This window comes from Nonomuraea sp. SYSU D8015 (genome assembly GCF_008065375.1).
Lineage (GTDB): Bacteria > Actinomycetota > Actinomycetes > Streptosporangiales > Streptosporangiaceae > Nonomuraea.
Map to the genome: position 1 here is coordinate 26,716 of NZ_VJYI01000041.1, position 15,815 is coordinate 42,530.

Here is a 15,815-nt window from a genome sequence, read left to right on the forward strand (position 1 = left end):
CGGCGGGTGAGGAGGAGCCGAGGGCGCTCGTGACGAGGTGCCGAAAAGCGGGCCCTAACGGGATTTCACCCGCGACGACGGCGTGGCCGGCGCCTTCGGGCGGCCGACGCGGGCCACGTGCAGGAGCGACAGGGGGTCGGCCACCTCCAGCCGCTCCGCCAGCACCTCCCGGGTGGGCGCGCAGTCGATGAGCTGGCTCAGCGGGTGCGTGGTGTAGCCGAGGCCGGACAGCGTCAGCCAGTGCCGCATCAGCACGCGGCCCTGCTCCACCTCGTCGCCGGGCGGGCCGACCAGCACCAGCACGTCCCCGTCGTAGTCCAGCAGCCCCCGGGAGGCCCCGGCCAGCAGCCGGGGGAGCCCCAGGGGACGCAACGCCGGATACAGAGCGAGCGAGGCCCGCAGGGCGAGCGCCTCGAACCGGCTCAAGGCCAGCGCGCGGTCGCTGAGGCCGTCGAGCAGGTAGCGGCGGTGCCGCCGGGTGAGCCGCAGCCAGGCACGCAGCTCCCGCGTCACCTCGCCGTCGCCGAACTGGTGCAGGTCCGCCGCGTGCAGCAGGTCCGCCAGGTCCCGGCAGGCCACCCGGCGCGTCCCGGCCAGCCCCTCGGCCACGTCGTCCGGCAGCCGTCCCGGGTGGTACTCGCCGCGGTTCGCGCCGCGCGCCCGCACGTCCGCCGTGGTGAACGGCGTCTCGTACGGCTCGGCCGCCTCCTGCAGCCAGCCTGCGCGCCGCGGCCCGGGATCCGGGCGGAAGCCCACGGACAGGCCCGCGTCCGCGCACACGATCAGGCAGCACTCCACGAACGCGCCCAGGCTGAGGCGCAGGTCGCGGCCCGTGGGGTCGCTGATGGGCAGCGCCCTGTCCGGGTCCCAGCCGACCGCGACCGCGTCGCCGGTGTAGATCAACGTCCAGGGCTGGGTGTTGTGCGCGCTGGGCGCACGCCAGAAGTCGGGCTCCAGCGCCCGCAGCTCGTCCACTCAGAGGTCCTTGGCGTAGAAGGTGTAGCCGTGCAGCGGGCGCCCGCCCATCGCGACGTACTGGGCGGCGGAGCCGGGGTTGGTGCGCTCGACGTACGTGCTGCGCAACGTGTGGTACCCGCCCCGGCGCAGCCCCTCGTGCAGCTCACGCGAGAGCAGCCGCATGTAGCCGTGGCCCTGCTCCTCCGGGACGGTGCCCTTGATGACGAGCACCGCCTCGCGCCGGTAACGGGAGCGGGTGGCGAGCAGGCGGAGCTGGTTCAGCAGATGCAGATCGCCCCGGCATTTCACGACGAACTCTGAAATGTCGGGCAGGCAGAGCACGAACGCGATCGGCCGCTCCGCCTTCGTCAGGTACAGCAGCAGCGCCTCGTCGAGCAGGTGCGCCAGCCCGTCCGTCTGCGCCGCCAGCTGCTCGGCGGAGATCTCGGTGTAGTAGCCGAGCTGCGCGAAACTGGCGTTGAGCATCTCGCGCAGGATCGGCAGCTGCTCCTGGACGCGCCTCCGGTCGCCCCGGTGCACCCGCAGCCCCTCGGCCTCGATCCGCCGGTCGTCGAAGTCGAACACCGGCTTGTCCGGCACCGGGCAGATCCAGGTGTCGGACTCGAACCGGCGGGCGAACCCGTACGCCTCGTACGCGACCGGGTAGTACGGATGGTTCCACGCGCTGTCGATGAAACCGCGCTCGCCGAAGCCCGAGGTGATGACGCCGCCCGCCTGGTTGGGCAGCAGCGAGACCGGGCCGAACGCGGTCTGCCGCCCCGCGGCGCGCCCGGCGGCGCAGACGGCGTCGAACAGCTCCTCGGCCGCTCCCTCCGCGAACTCCGTCAGCCCGAACAGCTGCGCCGGCCGGCCCAGCTCGGCGTCCAGCGCGGCGTCCGTGTGCAGCGTCGTGCGCGCCACCACCTGACCGCGCCGCCGCAGCACGTACATCGGCACGCCCTGCCGGAACCACGTGCGGACCTGCGCGTGCAGCGGCGGGACGAAACGCGGCTCGCCCCGGTAGAGGCGGTCGGTCAGGGTGAGGAACTCGCGCAGCCCGCGGCGGGAGCCGACGCGCTCCAGCGCCGTCACTTCCGCCTCACCCGCGGCCCTTCGCCGTCCTCCGTCGACAGCGGCGTGAACGTCTCGATGTGCGCCATCGGGCCGCCCTCGGCCCGCCAGATCCCGTTGCTGTAGCCCTCGGGCTCGGCGTTGTAGAGCCGGATGTAGCCGCCCGTGGCGTTCTTCGTGCCGTCGGTCACCCACCGCATGAGCTTGCGGTGGTGCCGGCTGCGGGCGAAGCGCAACAGCGCATCGCGGTCCTCGAAGAACGCCAGCGTGCCGAGCGTGTACGGGAACTCCCAGTAGATCTTGTGCCAGCAGTAGCCGCGCATCCGCTTCATGTCGCGCACCATGCGGAACCACGTCAGCGTCAGCGTGAATATCGACAACGGCCCCCGGTAGCGGGTGGCCCCGACGAACATCGCCGTCGCCTGCCCCTGCGGCGGCGTCCTGCTGAAATCGGTGGTCCTCATGCGTCCTTCACCAGGTAGACGTTCTTCATCTTGGTGAGCCCGGTGAACGGGCCCTCACCCAGGTCGTAGGTCCTGACCCGCAGGTCGGCGGCCGTCGGGTCCTCCTTGAGCGACTCGGCGAAGTCGCGCGAGACGGCGCTCAGGTGGGCGACGACGCCCTTGCGGCAGATGGCCGCCAGCTCCTCGCGGTCGACGTCGCCGCGTACCTCGAGGTTGATCACGGGACGATACTCCAGGCCCGGCAGCTCCTCCAGCGACAGGCAGAACCTGTTGATCGCGGCGGCGTACGGATTGCCCTGGTAGAGGCCGTACTCGACGTCCTGCGGATACAGGTTCGCCCCCATGTAGGAGATCGTCGAGTCCTTGCGGCCGAACAGGAACAGCAGCGGCAGGTTGAGCCGCTCGTCGGTCCACGCGCGCTCGTACTCCTCCGCGCCGAGGGCTTCGCGCACCTCGGCGAGGGTGTGGAGCCGGGCCTCGTCGCCGACGTTGTAACGGAGCTTGGGCTGCAGGCAGCTCTTGGTGTTGATGGTGCACAGCAGCTCGCCCTCCGCGTTCACCTCCAGGAACGTCTCCAGCGGGTTGTAGTGGAAGATCATCGGCAGCCGCTGCTCGCCAGGGCCCAGCAGCCGGTCGCGCAGCTTCTGGTCGGTGGCCAGGCGCTTGCGCAGCCACACGCTGAACCCGCTCTCGGCGCCCATGCCGATGGTCAGATCGCTGGCGCCGTAGCCGGAGCGCACCTCCTCGAAGCGCTCCTCCAGGTAGTCGCGCAGCGCCTCGGTCATGCCCTCGCCGCCGACCATCCCGCGGATGCGGTAGTCCCGCCACGGGAAGCCCGTCTCGTCGAGCCGGTCGCGCAGGTGCTTGAGGAACGGCGGGTACGCGGCCACCACGTAGTCGTAGCCGGGCCCGAAGTGCTCCAGCGTGTCGGCGATCTTCTCCAGGTCGGGGCCGGTGTTCTTGACCATCGCGATGCGGGCCATGGCCGTGCCCGTGGTGGTGCCGGTGGCCCAGGCGCCCATCGAGTACGCGTTGATCACGAACAGCCTCTTGCCGGGGAAGACCAGCTCGATGTACCCGGCGGCGTTGCGGTAGATGCCCTTGAGCTCACGCGGCCCGCGGACCCAGTTGTACGGCTTGCCGCTCGACCCCGACGACTCGTCCACGATCACGCCCGCCCGGTGCAGCCTGCCCTCCTGGCAGCGGCTCTCCTCGTCGTAGGCGCCGGCGTAGTTGTGCTTGGTGGTCTCGGGGAAGTCCTCCAGCCGCCTGGCGTGCTCGGCGCCGTGCTCCCGCAGGAAGTGACGGTAGGCCGGCACGTCCACGGCGGCGAACTGGCAGGCCACCCTGGCATGCCGGGCGGCCACCCGGTCCAGCGCGGGATGGTAGGTGCGCGCGACGAGCCGCCAGACGGCGGGATGCATCGCGCCCAGCCGGTACGCGCCGGTCAGGAACCAGGAGTAGGCCTGGAGCCTGACCCTGCGCCAGCGCTGGCGGGGGGTGAGCGGCCCGAGGAAGGGGCTGAGGCGGGTCATGACAGGTGAGGTTAGCGATGCCCGATTGGAGATCACTGAAAGGCGACTTGAACGACATGGGCGGAATCCCGGACCGCGGCGGATCGCCTCCCCACGAATGCGGCACGGATTCTTCCGCATTAGCCCCTACCGTGAAGTCCACCCGATGAGGAGGACACGGTGATCGAACTGTCATGGCCGCAGGTGAGTGCGCGACGGCTGGAGCGGGCCGGGCTCGGCTCCCCGAGACACGCGGAGCCGGCCGAGGTGGTGGCCGCGATGTGCGGGGCGCACGCTCAGGTCATGTCGGCCGCCGAGCTCTCCGTCGGCCTGCGGCTCGGCGGCGTGACGCGGGCGCACGTGCGCGAGGCGCTGTGGGGCGCGCGCACCCTGGTCAAGACGTACGGGCCGCGCGGCACCGTGCACCTGCTGCCCGCGGGCGACCTGCCCATGTGGGTGGGAGCGCTGTCGTCCGTACCGAACCCGCACCGCGGCGCCCCGCCGGCCATCAGGATGACGCCCGAGCAGATCGACCAGGTGGTGGCGGCGATCCGTGAGGTGCTCGACGGGGCCGAGCTGACCATCGACGAGCTGAGCGACGCGGTCGTCGCCGCCACCGGCCCGTGGGCCGGCGACCTCGTCATGCCCGCGTTCCAGGGCATGTGGCCGCGCTGGCGGATGGCGATGCACCTGGCGGCGCACCGGGGCGCGTTCGTCTTCGGCGCGGGCAGGGGCCGCAAGGTCACCTACACCGCCGCGCCCGCGACACCGCCCGTGCCGGACGCTCCCGCCCGGCTGGTCCGGAGCTACCTGACGGCGTACGGGCCGGCCACACCCGAGCAGTTCGCGCAGTGGGTCGAGGCGCCGGTGCGGTGGGCGGCCCAGGCGTTCGAGACGGCGGGGGTGGAGGAGGTGCTGTTCGAGGGGCGGCCGGCCTGGGTGGTCGCGGGCGACACGGCGGTGCCCGAGGACCCGCCGCGGGGCGTGCGGCTGCTGCCGTACTTCGACGCGTACGTGGTGGCCGGGCGGCCGCGCGAGCTGCTCTACCCGGGCGCGGCGGCGAAGCGGGCGCTGTCCGGCGGCCAGGCGGGGAACTACCCGGTGCTGCTCGTGGACGGGACCGTGAGCGGCGTCTGGCACCAGCGGCGCTCCGGCAGCAAGATCGACATCACGGTGGAGCCGCTCCGCGACCTCACCGCCGGCCAGCTGCGGGAGCTGGACGAGCAGGTGGAACGGGTGGCCGAGGTGCTGGAGGGCCGGCCACGGCTGACCATCGGCTCGGTGACGGTCGGCCCGCACGCGTGACACTCCCTATCACTGCCTAACATGCCGTACTCTAGGGAGTGTTATGGAGCAATACACCGTGGAGCAGGCGGCCGGACTGCTGGGGCTGCACGTCAAGACCGTGCGGAACTACGTCCGCGACGGGCGCCTGCCTGCCGTGCGGATCGGCAAGCAGTACCGGATCGCCAAGGACCACCTGGCGGCCTTCGCCGGGATCCCGGTCGGCGCTCCGGAGATGCGGCGGCACGCCGAAGTGTCCAGCATCGTGGAGGTCGACGGCCTCGACAGGCGCGCGATGGACCGGATCAGCACGATGGTCATGGGATCCCTCGCCGGGCGGCCGCACGGGGTGCGTGTGGAATTCGTCTACGACGAGGAACGCGCGCACCTGAAGATCATCGTGCTGGGCGGGCTCGAGGTGAGCGCCCAGGTGCTGCGGATCATCGACGCGCTGGTGCGGGACTGAGGGCGGCTCCCCGCCCACACCCGAAAGATCATGGACTTCCTGGAGACCACCCATGCCTGACGACGGCCTGTACATATGCGCGCCCGACGGCCCGCTCCTGCGCAGCAACCGGGACGCGCTCGACCTCATCGGCGAGGCGTGGGGGAGCGGCGCCACCTGGGTCGCCGTGCCCGCCGAACGCCTGCACGACGACTTCTTCTCCCTGCGCACCGGCGTGGCCGGGGAGATCGCGCAGAAGTTCGTCAACTACCGGCTCGGCCTGGCGATCGTCGGGGACATCTCCCGCTTCACCGAGGTCAGCTCGGCCCTGCGCGCCTGGGTGCTGGAGTCGAACCGGGGCGACCACCTCTGGTTCGTCCGCGACCTGGACGAGCTCGCGGCCCGGCGCGCCTGAGCCAGGAAGGTCACGCCTGGCCGCGCACGGCCGCCTCGACGCCGTCGAGCAGCACGGCCAGGCCCACCCTGAACGTCTCGCCGACCCGGTGCTCGAGGTATGGCTCGCCCTCCGCGGGCCCGTCGTCGTCCTCCGACTCCACCCACCTCACCATGGGGAAGCGCGCCGCGAACCCCGGCGCCACCGCCTCCAGCAGCGACGAGCGCGCCTTCCACCACTCCTCGTCCGACACCCCGGTCTCCGAGGGCGCCTGGCGGGACTCGGCGACCGTCCTGGCCGCCCCGCGCACGAAGTCGTACAGCAGCGCCACCACGCCACGCAGCCGTCCCGGCGGCAGGCCCGTCAGCCGCAGGATGCCGACCATGGTCTCCAGCGCCGCGAACTCGTTCGGCCCCAGCACCGGGCGGGCCTGCGACACCTGCAGCACCCACGGATGACGCAGATAGAAGGCCCGCATGTTCTCGGCCCACGCGGTGATGGCCGGGCGCCAGCCGCCGCTCAGGTCATACTCGGCGGGCAGCTCGGCCATGGCCCGGTCGTACATGAGGTCGACCAGCTCGCCCTTGCCCGGCACGTACGTGTAGAGCGCCATCCCGGTGCGGCCGAGCCGTTCGCCGACCTTGCGCATGGACAGGGCGGCCATGCCCTCGCCGTCGGCCACCGCGATGGCGGCGTCGACGATCTCGTCGACGCTCAGCCCCGGTTTGGGGCCCGGCCGGGTGTCGCCCCGCTCCTCGGTGCGCCACAGCAGCGCCATCGAACGGCGCGCGTCCCCCTGACCGGCGTAAACGACCAACGCGGCGACTCTCCTCGCGGAACAACTCCTTACGGCATAAAGCGTAGCAGCGGCGTCCGGCTCATTCCCGCGGGCGGTGGGCGGCCACGGTGGCCAGCATCTGCCAGGCGGCCTCGGGGCGGAGCGTCTCGTCCGGGTCGCCGATGAACGGGTCGAGCACCACGGTCTCCGCGCCGAGCCGGCGCAACTCCTCAAGGTCGTCGGCGACCTGCTCGATCGTGCCCTCGCCCGCGCGCCGCTCGGGCCCCGTCACCGGAGCGTCGGTCAGCCGCAGCAGGATCCTGGGGGCGAAGACCGGCAGGGGGCGGCCCTGGCCGGCGGCGATCGCCTCCAGCCGCGGCAGCGCCTCGCGCAGCCACGGGAGCGTGTTCCTGAGCGGGTGCCAGGCCTCGCCGAAGCGCACCGCCCGGCGCAGGGCGGCGTCGCTGCCACCGCCCACCCAGATCGGCACCCCGCCGGAGCGGTAGTCGGACTCGTCGGCCCAGGCGGCGCGGATGGCGGCGAGGTGCTCGTCGGTGAGCCTGCCACGCCGCTCGTGCGCCACGCCGAGGGCTTCGAACTCCTGCCGCGCCCACCCGACGCCCACGCCGAGCACCAGCCGCCCGCCGCTGAGGTCGTTGAGGTTGGCGGCCATGCGGGCCACGAGCAGGGGATGCCGGTACGGCACGATGAGGACCGTGGTGCCGAGCCCGATCCGGGCGGTGGCGCCGGCGAGCCAGGCCAGGGTCGTGAACGGCTCGTAGAACGGCGCGGGATACTGCTCCGCTACGTCAGGGGTGATCACCACATGGTCGGACACCATCAGCAGGTCGAACCCGAGCCCTTCGACGGTCAGGGCCCATTGCCGCAGGACGCCCGGGTCGGTGCCGGGGCCGAAGTTCGGGACGTTCACGCCGAGTCGCATCGGATCATGGTAGCCGGGGCCTGTGGAGGACGCGGCGAACGCCCGGGTCCCGGCGCCGCCTTGTGGCCGCGGGGACCCGGGCGTTCGCCGGTGAGATCACTCGCTGATGCGGCTGGTGAGCCCGTTTGCGGTGCCCGGCGAGCTTTCGGCGAACGACGAGGTGCGGTTGAGCCGGTCGCGGTCCCTCATGTCGTCACCGGGGAGGTCGTCGAAGAAGTCGGTGTTCTGGCAGCCGTCGGTGTCGCGGGTGCCGGCGAACACCCCCTGCTTGGTGACGTGGTGGTAGGTCTGGTCGTCGTTGACCCCGACGTCGCAGTGCTGCGGGTAGTGCTGAGACCAGTCGCCCCAGCTGTCGTTCCACCTGTCCCTGGTCCCCGAGTCGTCCCCGGCGGTGGCCGGGGCGGCGCCTCCGAACAGCACGGCCGCGGCGAGGAGCGCACCACCGGTGGCGATGAGGCTACTTCTCATGATTCCCCCTGTGATCACGAAGTGACATCGGCCATCACTATACGTAGCGATCTTGTGGGGGTGTCGTACCGCCACGCCCGCTTTTCGCCCAACAAGGGAAGCTCTTGCCCACGACATCACCGCACCTGGTTGAAGAACTCGGTCAGCACGGGGGCCGGCGTGCCGGGCGCGACCGTCGGGGCGATGGCCTCCCGCGCGGTCACGTCATCTCGCGGGAAAAAGAACCTCGGCGCCGACCGGCAGGTAGCCGGCCGCCAGGAAGGCCCGCACGCTGGCCGCGTTGCCGGGCGCGATCTGCGCCCACACGGGATCCCGTACGAGGTGGCGGGCGGACCGGGCCAGGAGCCGCCCCAGCCCGCGGCCCCGGTGGCCCGGCTCGACCTCGACCGCCGCCTCCCACCGCCCCGCGACGCCGCGTCCCACGGTGAGCAGGCCGCCCTCGCACGTCCACACGCGTACCCCGTCGCGGTAGCCGAGGGCGCGCGCCACCCGCGGATGATCGGTGCCGGTGATCTCCTCCAGCGGAACCGGGGGAGGGCCGCCGAGCGGCCGGGCCAGGCCCAGCAGATCCACGGTGCCGATCCCGCGCCCGGTCCGCTCCGCGAGCGCCTGCAGGAACGGCGGGCCGAGCGGCGCCGAGAGGTCGTCGGGCGGGAGCCGATCCCTGATCCACTCCGGGGCGAGGTCGGCGAAGACCACGTGGTGCCCGGTGAACGCGATGACGCCTGCGTCGCGGGGCGACGGCTGGGGCAGGATCGTCAGGCCGCCGTCCGCCTCGGGCGTCCTGCCGCGCTCCACGTCCGCGAGGAGATCGGCCAGCGACCGCACGCTCATGCCTGCCCCTGGCGGGTCTCGACGGCGGAGAGGTAGGCGAGGATCCGGTCGCGGTTGCGGGACAGGCAGTCGATGCGCTGCTGGATGCGCTCGGCCTCGGACCTGAGCAGGTCGGCCAGCTCCGAGGTGAGGCAGTCCGGATGCAGATGGATCTCCTCGGGTTTGTCGAGGAACGGGATGATCCGGCGGATGATCTCCGTGGTGAGACCCGAGTCGAGCAGGCCGCGGATCTGCTGGACGCGGTAGACCGCCGACTCCGGGTAGTCGCGGTAGCCGTTGCCGGCCCGGCCGGGGTGCAGGAGGTCCTGCTCCTCGTAGTAACGCAGCATCCGGGTGGGGACGCCGGTGCGCTGCGACAGCTGCCCGATCTTCATGGTGCGCTCCCTCACTTGCCTTCACATTGATGAGAAGGTTTCAGCATGGTCGCATGTCTGATGCGATGATCGCCCGGCGGATGCCGTGGCCGGGCCTGCTGGCCCTGTTCACGGCCGCTTTCACCGCCGTCATGACCGAGTTGCTGCCCGCCGGGTTGCTGCCGCGCATGGCCGGGGCGCTGGACGTTCCGGAGGCGCGGGTCGGGTTCCTGGTGACGGGCTACGCCGTGGCGTCGTGCCTGGCCGCGATCCCGCTGACGGCGCTGCTGCGCGGGTTGCGGCGAAGGCCCGTGCTGGCCGGCGTGCTGGCCGGGTTCGCGCTGCTCAACGCCGTGACCGCCGTGTCGTCGTCGTACGCCGTGACGTTCGCGGCGCGCCTGCTGGCCGGGGTCATGGGCGGGCTGCTGTGGGCCATGCTGGTGGGGTACGCGGCCCGCATGGTGCCCGCCGGGCGGCGGGGCCGGGCGATCGCGATCGTCTCCGCCGGGATCACGGTGGCGTTGTGCGCGGGGATCCCGGCGGGCGCGGCGCTGGCCTCGGCCTTCGGGTGGCGTTGGGCGTTCGGCGGGCTGTCGGTCGTGGCGGCCGTGCTGGTGGCGTGGGTGCTGTGGAAGGTGCCGGACTTCCCAGGCGAGGCGGCCGGGGCGCGGACGCGATTGCGGGACGTGGCGGTCCTGCCCGGCGTCCGCACGGTGCTGGGGGTGACGGTGCTCGTGCTCGTCGGGCATCAGGCGGTGTACACCTACCTGGCGCCGCTCGCGGAGCTGTCCGGGGCCGTGGAGACGAGCGTGGTGCTGCTCGTGTTCGGCGTCGGGACGGTGGCCGGGATCTGGGTCGTCGGGGCGGTGATCGACCGGTGGCTGCGGGCGGCGCTCCTGGTGGTGCTGGCGATGGTGGCGGCGGCGATGCCGGCGCTGGGCGGCCCGGCCTGGGTGCTGCTCGCGGCGGTGGCGCTGTGGGGGGCGGCGTTCGGGGGAGTGCCGACGCTGCTGCAGGCGGCCCTGGTGAACGCCTCAGGGCCGGCCGACGCGGACGTGGCCACCTCCATGCAGACCACCGTCTACAACCTCGGGATCGCTGCCGGGTCGCTGACCGGCGGCGTGGTGCTGGAGGGCGCCGGGGCGGGGGCGCTGCCGTGGACCGCCCTGCCGCTGGTGGCCGGCGCCCTGGCGGTCGTGGTCGCGGCGCGGCGGCACGCGTTCCCGCCGCCGCGCCCTACAGGCCGTGCCTGGCCAGGGGCTCCACGAGCTCGCGCTCCTCGTACGACAGATGCGACAGCAGGCTGTCGGTGAGCAGGTCCACGGCGGAACGCAGGTCGCCGAGGCGGCCGGCCGGGTCGCCGACGAACGCCACGAGCGCCCGGTCGATGCGCTCCAGGATCTTGTGGATCGCCTGGTGCTCCTCCTTGAGCCGGTCCAGCACCGGGGCGAGCGCGGGCTCGGCTCGGCGCAGACGCGGGAAGATCATCGCGTCCTCGCCGCTGTGGTGCATGGTGACGAGCCGGCAGTAGGACTCGCAGTAGGCGCCGACGGTCCAGTTGTTCTGGCGCATGGTCATGGTGTTGATGTGGGACCGGGCGGCGGCCGCGTCGAGCGCTCCGGCCGCGACCTGGTCGATCAGATCGCGCAGCTGGGCGAGCTCGGCACGCAGGTGGTCGTGGACGTCGATGAGGTGCCGGCCGTTGGCCACCTCCCTCGGGGTGTAGCTCCTGCCGGGATCGGGCCGCGGGGCGGTGGGGCGGGTGCTCTCGTCCCACACGCGCAGGTCGGACAGGCGTACGCCGTCATCCGGGGTCGGGGTGATCGCGAGCGCGGGGCCGTCGTCGCGCGGCCGTCCTGCCGCTTCGGGCGCGTTCTCCCGGTCTTCCGCCGGGTCGCGGCGTTCGTGGCCGGGCGCGCGGCGTCCGGCGGCGACCAGCTCGCGCACGGCGGGCGCGGTCTCCGCGGCGAAGCGCTGGATCTGGCCGGGGTCGCCGCCGAGGATGAAGACGCTGATGCCGTGCTCCAGCGCCAGCTCGGCGAGCTGGGCCGGCGGCAGCTCCTCGCCGAGGTTGAGCAGGCGGCGGACGTCGCCCGGCGAGCGGCCCGCCTCGGCGGCGGCCTCGTCGATGACGGCGTTGCCCTCGGCGATCTCGGCGGTGGTCCTCAGGTAGGGGAGGGAGGGCAGCCAGCCGTCGGCGAGCCGGCCGGTGAGGCGGAGCATGCGGGGCTTGTACGCGCCCAGCCAGATGCCGATGTCGTGGGCGGGCCGCGGCCCGCGCGGGGCGCCGTCGACCCGGTGGTACGTGCCGTCGTACCGGATGCCGCCGGGCGCGTCGGTGTCCCACGCGGCGCGGATGATCTGGATGCCCTCCTCCAGCGCGTCCACGGCCTGGCCCGGGGTCAGGCGCGGGGCGCCCATGGAGGCGATGGCGTCCCAATACCCTCCCGCGCCCAGCGCCAGCTCGAACCGGCCGCCGCTGAGCAGGTCCAGGCTGGCGGCGGCCTGGGCGAGCATCGCCGGCGGCCGCAGCGGCACCGGGTGCACGTTGCCCGCCAGCCTGATCGTCTCGGTGGCGGCGGCGACGTAGCTCAGCAGCGTCCAGGTGTCGAGGTGGGCCGGCTGGTACGGGTGGTCCTGGAAGGTCACGAAATCGAGCCCGGAGCGCTCGGCGAGCTGGGCGAGTGCCACGACGGTGCCGGGGTGTTGCGCGGACGGCACGATGTTGGCGCTGAAGAGCAGATCGTGGCCGTAGTCGGGCATGGAAGGGCTCCCTGGGGTCGTCGTGCCGCGCCAGATTAGTTGGTGGTGCGAACAGTTGGTTGTACGAAGGAAAATAGTTCGTGTCGCGAACGGCTGTCAACTAGACTCGATGGCGTGGTCACGACGAGAGAGCCGGTCCTGCACTTCACCCAGGCGCTGGTCCGGCTGGCCCATCTGGTGCAGCAGGTGTTCATCGAGGTCGGCAAGGAGCACGAGCTGACGCCCCAGCAGACCCAGCTGCTCTGCCTGCTCACCGGCGGGCCCGTCGGGATGACGGAGCTGTCGCGTTCGCTGCACCTGGAGAAGTCGAGCCTGACCGGACTGGTCGACCGGGCCGAGAAACGGGGCCTGGTGGCCCGGGTCCGAGACGCGCGCGACCGGCGGACCTGCCGGATCGAGCTGACCCCCGAAGGGCGGCGGCTGGGGGCGCTGGCGCACGACGGGGTGAGCGAGCGGCTGGAGGCGCTGGCGGGGGAGCTGCCCCGGGAACACCGGGACGTGCTGGCGTCCGCGATCGGCGGCATCCTGGCCGCGCACACCGCGCGGACCGGCCGCGTCTGGTCCGGCGCCTGAGCCGAGCGCCACGCGAATCAGGCCGGCGTCCGAGCGTCACGCGAAGCACTGCCGCGTCCGAGCATCGCGGGAAGCGGCCCTGAGCCCGGGGCGTCACCTGAAGAAGTCGTCCAGCTCCCGTACCGCCTCGTCGAGGTCGTCCGCGACGCCGCGCCGCAGCAGCCTCACGTAGAGCCCGTCACCGGTGACTCCCAGCCGGCGGATCGTGGCGGCCCGCGCGCGCATGCTCGCCTGGACCTCCTTGATGATCGCCTCCGGATTGCCCGTCCACCCGTAGACGTCCAGGAACAGGCGGAGCCGCGCGGGCCGCGACGCGAAGTCGCCGTAGCCCTCCGACGCGGCCACCCGATGGGCGTGGAGCGGCACCCAGCACTGCGCCATCAGCGCCACGTCCGCGTCGAGCGTCGTCGGCCCGGCGAAGTCCCAGTCGAAGAAGCCGACCAGGCGGCCGGAGCGCCAGGCGGCGTTGCACGGACCGGCGTCGTTGTGCCCGATGATCAAGCCCGGTGACCAGCGCCGCCCGGTGCGCCAATGGGCGTCCGCGGACGGCGTGAAATCGGCCACCGCCGCATGGTAGGCGCGCAGCCAGCGCGCGACCTGGACGAGCGTCTCGTCCGTACGCGTCCACTCGGGCCACACCGAGCGGGCCCCGATGGCGTCGCCGTCGAGGTAGGTGAGGATCTCGTGGGCGTCGGCGTCGACGCCCACGACGCGCGGGGCCCCTTCGAACCCCTTCATCTCCAGATGCCGCAACAGCTCGTGGACCGATCTCGTCCACGCCCGCACCGGCCGCCGGACCGTGTCTCCCACGCGAACCGCGCCGGCGTCATTGCCGCCGCCCAGCTGAGTCCCGGCCACTCGCCACCTCGTCAGGCCTCCGTACACGTCACGGTCACGGCTGACATGTGCGGTCGGCTTTGCCGTGCGGCAACGAAGCGGTCACCCGCCTGGCCGAACGCCTCCCCGAGAGCCGTCGCCTGCCCTCCGATGCCATGAAACATCAAGTGGCAACCGGTTTCCACCACGAGATCCCGCAGCCTGCGGATCGGGCGTTTGATCAGCAGAAGTCGATCCCCGCGGGCGTCGCTCCACGGCGACGCGCCGTCAACGGCGGCGGGGGCGGCGGCCCGTGCCGCGTGGCCGGCCGTGGTGGCCCTGCTCCCGCTTGGGGCGGGGTGACGGTGTCGGCCCGGTGTGGGTGGACGGCCAGTGGGCGGGGCGGGCGAGGGCGTGGGGGAGGCGGGTGGCGGCGTCGCCCTTGGCGGCGTTGACCTGCGCCTGGGTCAGGAAGACGCTGCCGGTCAGGTCGGCCCCCGCCAGGTCCGCGCCCCGCAGGTCGGCGCCGATCAGGTCGGCCTGGCGCAGGTCGGCGCCCCGCAGGTCGGCCCCGATCAAGTACGCGCCCCGCAGGTTGGCTCCCCGCAGGTCGGCGCCCCTGAGCCGGGCCCCGATCAGGTCGGCCCCCCTGCGGTCCTTGCCCCGGTGCCCGGCCCTGACCAGCTCGCTCGTACGCAGCAGCAACCCGTTGACCTCGCCCCGGTGCGCCGCCACGTCGAGCTTCTCCAGCACGCCGGCGGGCTCGCGGGTGAGCCGCTCCGTCTCGTCGAGGGCCTGCCGCAGCTCGGCCCGGATCGGCCGGGCGGGCTCCAGGGTGAGCGCCTCGGTCAGATACCACAGCAGCTCGTGCAATTGCCGCATGACCGGGAACACCGCGTACATCTGCCGCGCCGTCGCCGGCGCCTCACGCCAGCTCCGGCCCTCGAACGTGACCTGCGAGACCTTCTGCCCGGCCCCGAAGCAGTCGAAGACGGTGCAGCCGGGATAGCCGCGCTGTCTCAGCTGCTCGTGGATGGAGCAGCGGAAGTCGTCGCGCAGATTGTGGCATGGGTCGCCGGCCGCCTTGTCGGCGGCGAAGTCGGCCGAGGCCGCGAACGGCAGCGCGACGCAGCACAGCCCGAAACAGCTGCCGCAGTCGGCCACCAGGCCGAGCTCGCGCGGGTCGGTTGCGGGCAACGTGCTGGTCTCCTCGTGGATGGTGGCAGATCAAGGGTACTCAAGGTTGCGAGTACGGCGTCGTCGCGGCGCGGCCGGTCACCCGCCGAAGCGCCGCTGACGGGCGGCGAAGCTGCGCAGCGCCCGCAGGAAGTCGATCTCGCGGAACGCCGGCCAGTACGCCTCGCAGAAGTACAGCTCGGAGTAGGCCGACTGCCAGAGCAGGAAGTTGGACATGCGCTGTTCGCCACTGGTGCGGATCACCAGGTCGGGGTCCGGTTGCCCGGCGGTGTAGAGGTGCTTGGCGATGTCGTCCACGGTCAGCGTCGCGGCCAGGTCCACCATGGACTGGCCGGCCTCGGCCCGCTCGTACAGCAGCTCGCGCAGGGCGTCGATGACCTCCTGGCGGCCGCCGTACCCGATGGCCAGCGTGAGGTGGAAACCGGTCGTGCAGGTGCGGGTGGCCTCGACGGCGCTCTTGAGCGCGCGGGCGGTGGTGTCGGGCAGCATGTCGAGCATGCCGGCGACGTGGACGCGCCAGCGGGCGTCCGGCCGGTCGAGCCGGTCGGCGACCATCTGCTCGATCACCTTCAGCAGGAACGCGACCTCCTCGTCGCCGCGGCGCTGGAGGTTCTCCGTCGAGCAGAGGAACACGGTCAGGTGCTGGATGCCCAGCCCCTCGCACCAGGACAGCACGTGCTCGATGTGCTCGGCGCCGTACTTGTGGCCGATGCTCGGGTTGGCCAGGCCCATCTGCCTGGCCCAGCGCCGGTTGCCGTCCATGATGAGGCCGACGTGTCTGGGCAGCGGTCCGGCCATGACCTGGCGGCGCAGGCGGCGGGCGTACAGGGCGTGGAGAAGATCGGTGATGCGCACCCTTCCAGGATGGCGCGGCCGATGGGCACGGCGTGCCATTTGATCGCGTCCCCGGCGAGGCGACCCCCTGCGAGTTCGGTAAGGCTTACCTTATATGCTGCCTCCT

Annotated in this window: 18 protein-coding genes; 5 read left to right on the plus strand and 13 right to left on the minus strand. The window is 72.5% G+C overall.

The window, feature by feature from the left end; translation table 11 throughout:
• Positions 1-54 precede the first annotated feature (54 nt).
• Genes ID574_RS56840 through ID574_RS56855 form a run of 4 tightly spaced genes read right to left on the minus strand, consistent with a single transcriptional unit; the run spans position 55 to position 4,027 of the window.
• Complete coding sequence (locus tag ID574_RS56840; protein WP_223168136.1) at positions 55-975, minus strand: nitroreductase family protein; 921 nt, start codon at positions 973-975, stop codon at positions 55-57.
• Positions 976-2,049 carry a hypothetical protein gene (locus tag ID574_RS56845; RefSeq protein ID WP_188197414.1) on the minus strand — a complete coding sequence of 358 codons (1,074 nt, stop codon included), beginning with the start codon at positions 2,047-2,049 and terminating at the stop codon, positions 976-978.
• Entirely contained in the window at positions 2,046-2,492 is a 447-nt protein-coding gene (locus ID574_RS56850) for a DUF4188 domain-containing protein (RefSeq protein WP_188197415.1), read from the minus strand. The genes ID574_RS56845 and ID574_RS56850 overlap by 4 nt, the downstream gene beginning before the upstream one ends.
• Positions 2,489-4,027: a phenylacetate--CoA ligase family protein gene (locus tag ID574_RS56855; protein WP_188197416.1), complete on the minus strand. Its 1,539-nt coding sequence runs from the start codon at positions 4,025-4,027 to the stop codon at positions 2,489-2,491. Before ID574_RS56855 ends, ID574_RS56850 begins: the two co-directional genes overlap by 4 nt.
• A gap of 159 nt (positions 4,028-4,186) precedes the next feature.
• Here ID574_RS56855 and ID574_RS56860 point away from each other — a divergent pair, with 159 nt between their 5' ends.
• The 3 genes from ID574_RS56860 to ID574_RS56870 are packed head-to-tail and all read left to right on the plus strand — an operon-like array spanning position 4,187 to position 6,150.
• Entirely contained in the window at positions 4,187-5,311 is a 1,125-nt protein-coding gene (locus ID574_RS56860) for a winged helix DNA-binding domain-containing protein (RefSeq protein ID WP_223168137.1), read from the plus strand.
• Between the two features lie 43 nt (positions 5,312-5,354).
• Positions 5,355-5,756 carry a helix-turn-helix domain-containing protein gene (locus tag ID574_RS56865; protein WP_188197417.1) on the plus strand — a complete coding sequence of 134 codons (402 nt, stop codon included), beginning with the start codon at positions 5,355-5,357 and terminating at the stop codon, positions 5,754-5,756.
• Between the two features lie 52 nt (positions 5,757-5,808).
• Positions 5,809-6,150 carry a DUF4180 domain-containing protein gene (locus tag ID574_RS56870; protein ID WP_188197418.1) on the plus strand — a complete coding sequence of 114 codons (342 nt, stop codon included), beginning with the start codon at positions 5,809-5,811 and terminating at the stop codon, positions 6,148-6,150.
• A gap of 10 nt (positions 6,151-6,160) precedes the next feature.
• Here ID574_RS56870 and ID574_RS56875 read toward each other — a convergent pair whose 3' ends face one another.
• The 5 genes from ID574_RS56875 to ID574_RS56895 form a co-directional block, all read right to left on the minus strand.
• Entirely contained in the window at positions 6,161-6,946 is a 786-nt protein-coding gene (locus ID574_RS56875; protein WP_188197419.1) for a TetR/AcrR family transcriptional regulator C-terminal domain-containing protein, read from the minus strand.
• 61 nt (positions 6,947-7,007) lie between these two features.
• Positions 7,008-7,850 carry an LLM class flavin-dependent oxidoreductase gene (locus ID574_RS56880; RefSeq protein ID WP_188197420.1) on the minus strand — a complete coding sequence of 281 codons (843 nt, stop codon included), beginning with the start codon at positions 7,848-7,850 and terminating at the stop codon, positions 7,008-7,010.
• A 96-nt stretch (positions 7,851-7,946) separates the two neighbouring features.
• A complete protein-coding gene (locus tag ID574_RS56885; RefSeq protein ID WP_188197421.1) occupies positions 7,947-8,318 on the minus strand; it encodes a hypothetical protein in 372 nt (123 codons plus the stop codon).
• Between the two features lie 204 nt (positions 8,319-8,522).
• On the minus strand, positions 8,523-9,152 hold the full coding sequence (locus ID574_RS56890; protein ID WP_188197422.1) for a GNAT family N-acetyltransferase: 630 nt from the start codon (positions 9,150-9,152) through the stop codon (positions 8,523-8,525).
• Positions 9,149-9,526 carry a MerR family transcriptional regulator gene (locus ID574_RS56895; RefSeq protein WP_188197423.1) on the minus strand — a complete coding sequence of 126 codons (378 nt, stop codon included), beginning with the start codon at positions 9,524-9,526 and terminating at the stop codon, positions 9,149-9,151. Before ID574_RS56895 ends, ID574_RS56890 begins: the two co-directional genes overlap by 4 nt.
• Positions 9,527-9,579: 53 nt before the next feature.
• Here ID574_RS56895 and ID574_RS62195 point away from each other — a divergent pair, with 53 nt between their 5' ends.
• Positions 9,580-10,818: an MFS transporter gene (locus ID574_RS62195; RefSeq protein WP_188197424.1), complete on the plus strand. Its 1,239-nt coding sequence runs from the start codon at positions 9,580-9,582 to the stop codon at positions 10,816-10,818.
• Here the strand turns inward: ID574_RS62195 and ID574_RS62620 are convergent.
• Entirely contained in the window at positions 10,742-12,268 is a 1,527-nt protein-coding gene (locus tag ID574_RS62620) for an LLM class flavin-dependent oxidoreductase (protein ID WP_188197425.1), read from the minus strand. The two genes, ID574_RS62195 and ID574_RS62620, sit on opposite strands and share 77 nt — an antisense overlap.
• A 114-nt stretch (positions 12,269-12,382) precedes the next feature.
• On the opposite strand from ID574_RS62620, the gene ID574_RS56910 reads away from it, so the two are divergent.
• Positions 12,383-12,841, plus strand: a complete 459-nt coding sequence (locus ID574_RS56910) for a MarR family winged helix-turn-helix transcriptional regulator (RefSeq protein WP_188197426.1) — start codon at positions 12,383-12,385, stop codon at positions 12,839-12,841.
• 93 nt (positions 12,842-12,934) lie between these two features.
• On the opposite strand, the gene ID574_RS56915 is transcribed toward ID574_RS56910, so the two are convergent.
• The 3 genes from ID574_RS56915 to uppS all read right to left on the minus strand — a co-directional run bounded on the left by ID574_RS56915 (position 12,935) and on the right by uppS (position 15,748).
• Positions 12,935-13,699, minus strand: coding sequence for a phosphotransferase (locus tag ID574_RS56915; protein WP_188197427.1), 765 nt, complete (start codon positions 13,697-13,699; stop codon positions 12,935-12,937).
• Between the two features lie 246 nt (positions 13,700-13,945).
• Positions 13,946-14,854, minus strand: coding sequence for a pentapeptide repeat-containing protein (locus tag ID574_RS56920; RefSeq protein ID WP_223168138.1), 909 nt, complete (start codon positions 14,852-14,854; stop codon positions 13,946-13,948).
• A 78-nt stretch (positions 14,855-14,932) separates the two neighbouring features.
• A complete protein-coding gene (gene uppS / locus ID574_RS56925; protein WP_188197428.1) occupies positions 14,933-15,748 on the minus strand; it encodes a polyprenyl diphosphate synthase in 816 nt (271 codons plus the stop codon).
• Between the last annotated feature and the right edge of the window lie 67 nt (positions 15,749-15,815).

Coding starts and splice junctions, on each gene's coding strand:
- ID574_RS56895 (WP_188197423.1), bottom strand. CDS start 9,526: ATGAAGATCGGGCAGCTGTCGCAGCGCACCGGCGTCCCCACCCGGATG.
- ID574_RS56855 (WP_188197416.1), bottom strand. CDS start 4,027: ATGACCCGCCTCAGCCCCTTCCTCGGGCCGCTCACCCCCCGCCAGCGC.
- ID574_RS56885 (WP_188197421.1), bottom strand. CDS start 8,318: ATGAGAAGTAGCCTCATCGCCACCGGTGGTGCGCTCCTCGCCGCGGCC.
- ID574_RS56850 (WP_188197415.1), bottom strand. CDS start 2,492: ATGAGGACCACCGATTTCAGCAGGACGCCGCCGCAGGGGCAGGCGACG.
- ID574_RS56865 (WP_188197417.1), top strand. CDS start 5,355: ATGGAGCAATACACCGTGGAGCAGGCGGCCGGACTGCTGGGGCTGCAC.
- ID574_RS56890 (WP_188197422.1), bottom strand. CDS start 9,152: ATGAGCGTGCGGTCGCTGGCCGATCTCCTCGCGGACGTGGAGCGCGGC.
- uppS (WP_188197428.1), bottom strand. CDS start 15,748: ATGGCACGCCGTGCCCATCGGCCGCGCCATCCTGGAAGGGTGCGCATC.
- ID574_RS56870 (WP_188197418.1), top strand. CDS start 5,809: ATGCCTGACGACGGCCTGTACATATGCGCGCCCGACGGCCCGCTCCTG.
- ID574_RS62195 (WP_188197424.1), top strand. CDS start 9,580: ATGTCTGATGCGATGATCGCCCGGCGGATGCCGTGGCCGGGCCTGCTG.
- ID574_RS56880 (WP_188197420.1), bottom strand. CDS start 7,850: ATGCGACTCGGCGTGAACGTCCCGAACTTCGGCCCCGGCACCGACCCG.
- ID574_RS62620 (WP_188197425.1), bottom strand. CDS start 12,268: ATGCCCGACTACGGCCACGATCTGCTCTTCAGCGCCAACATCGTGCCG.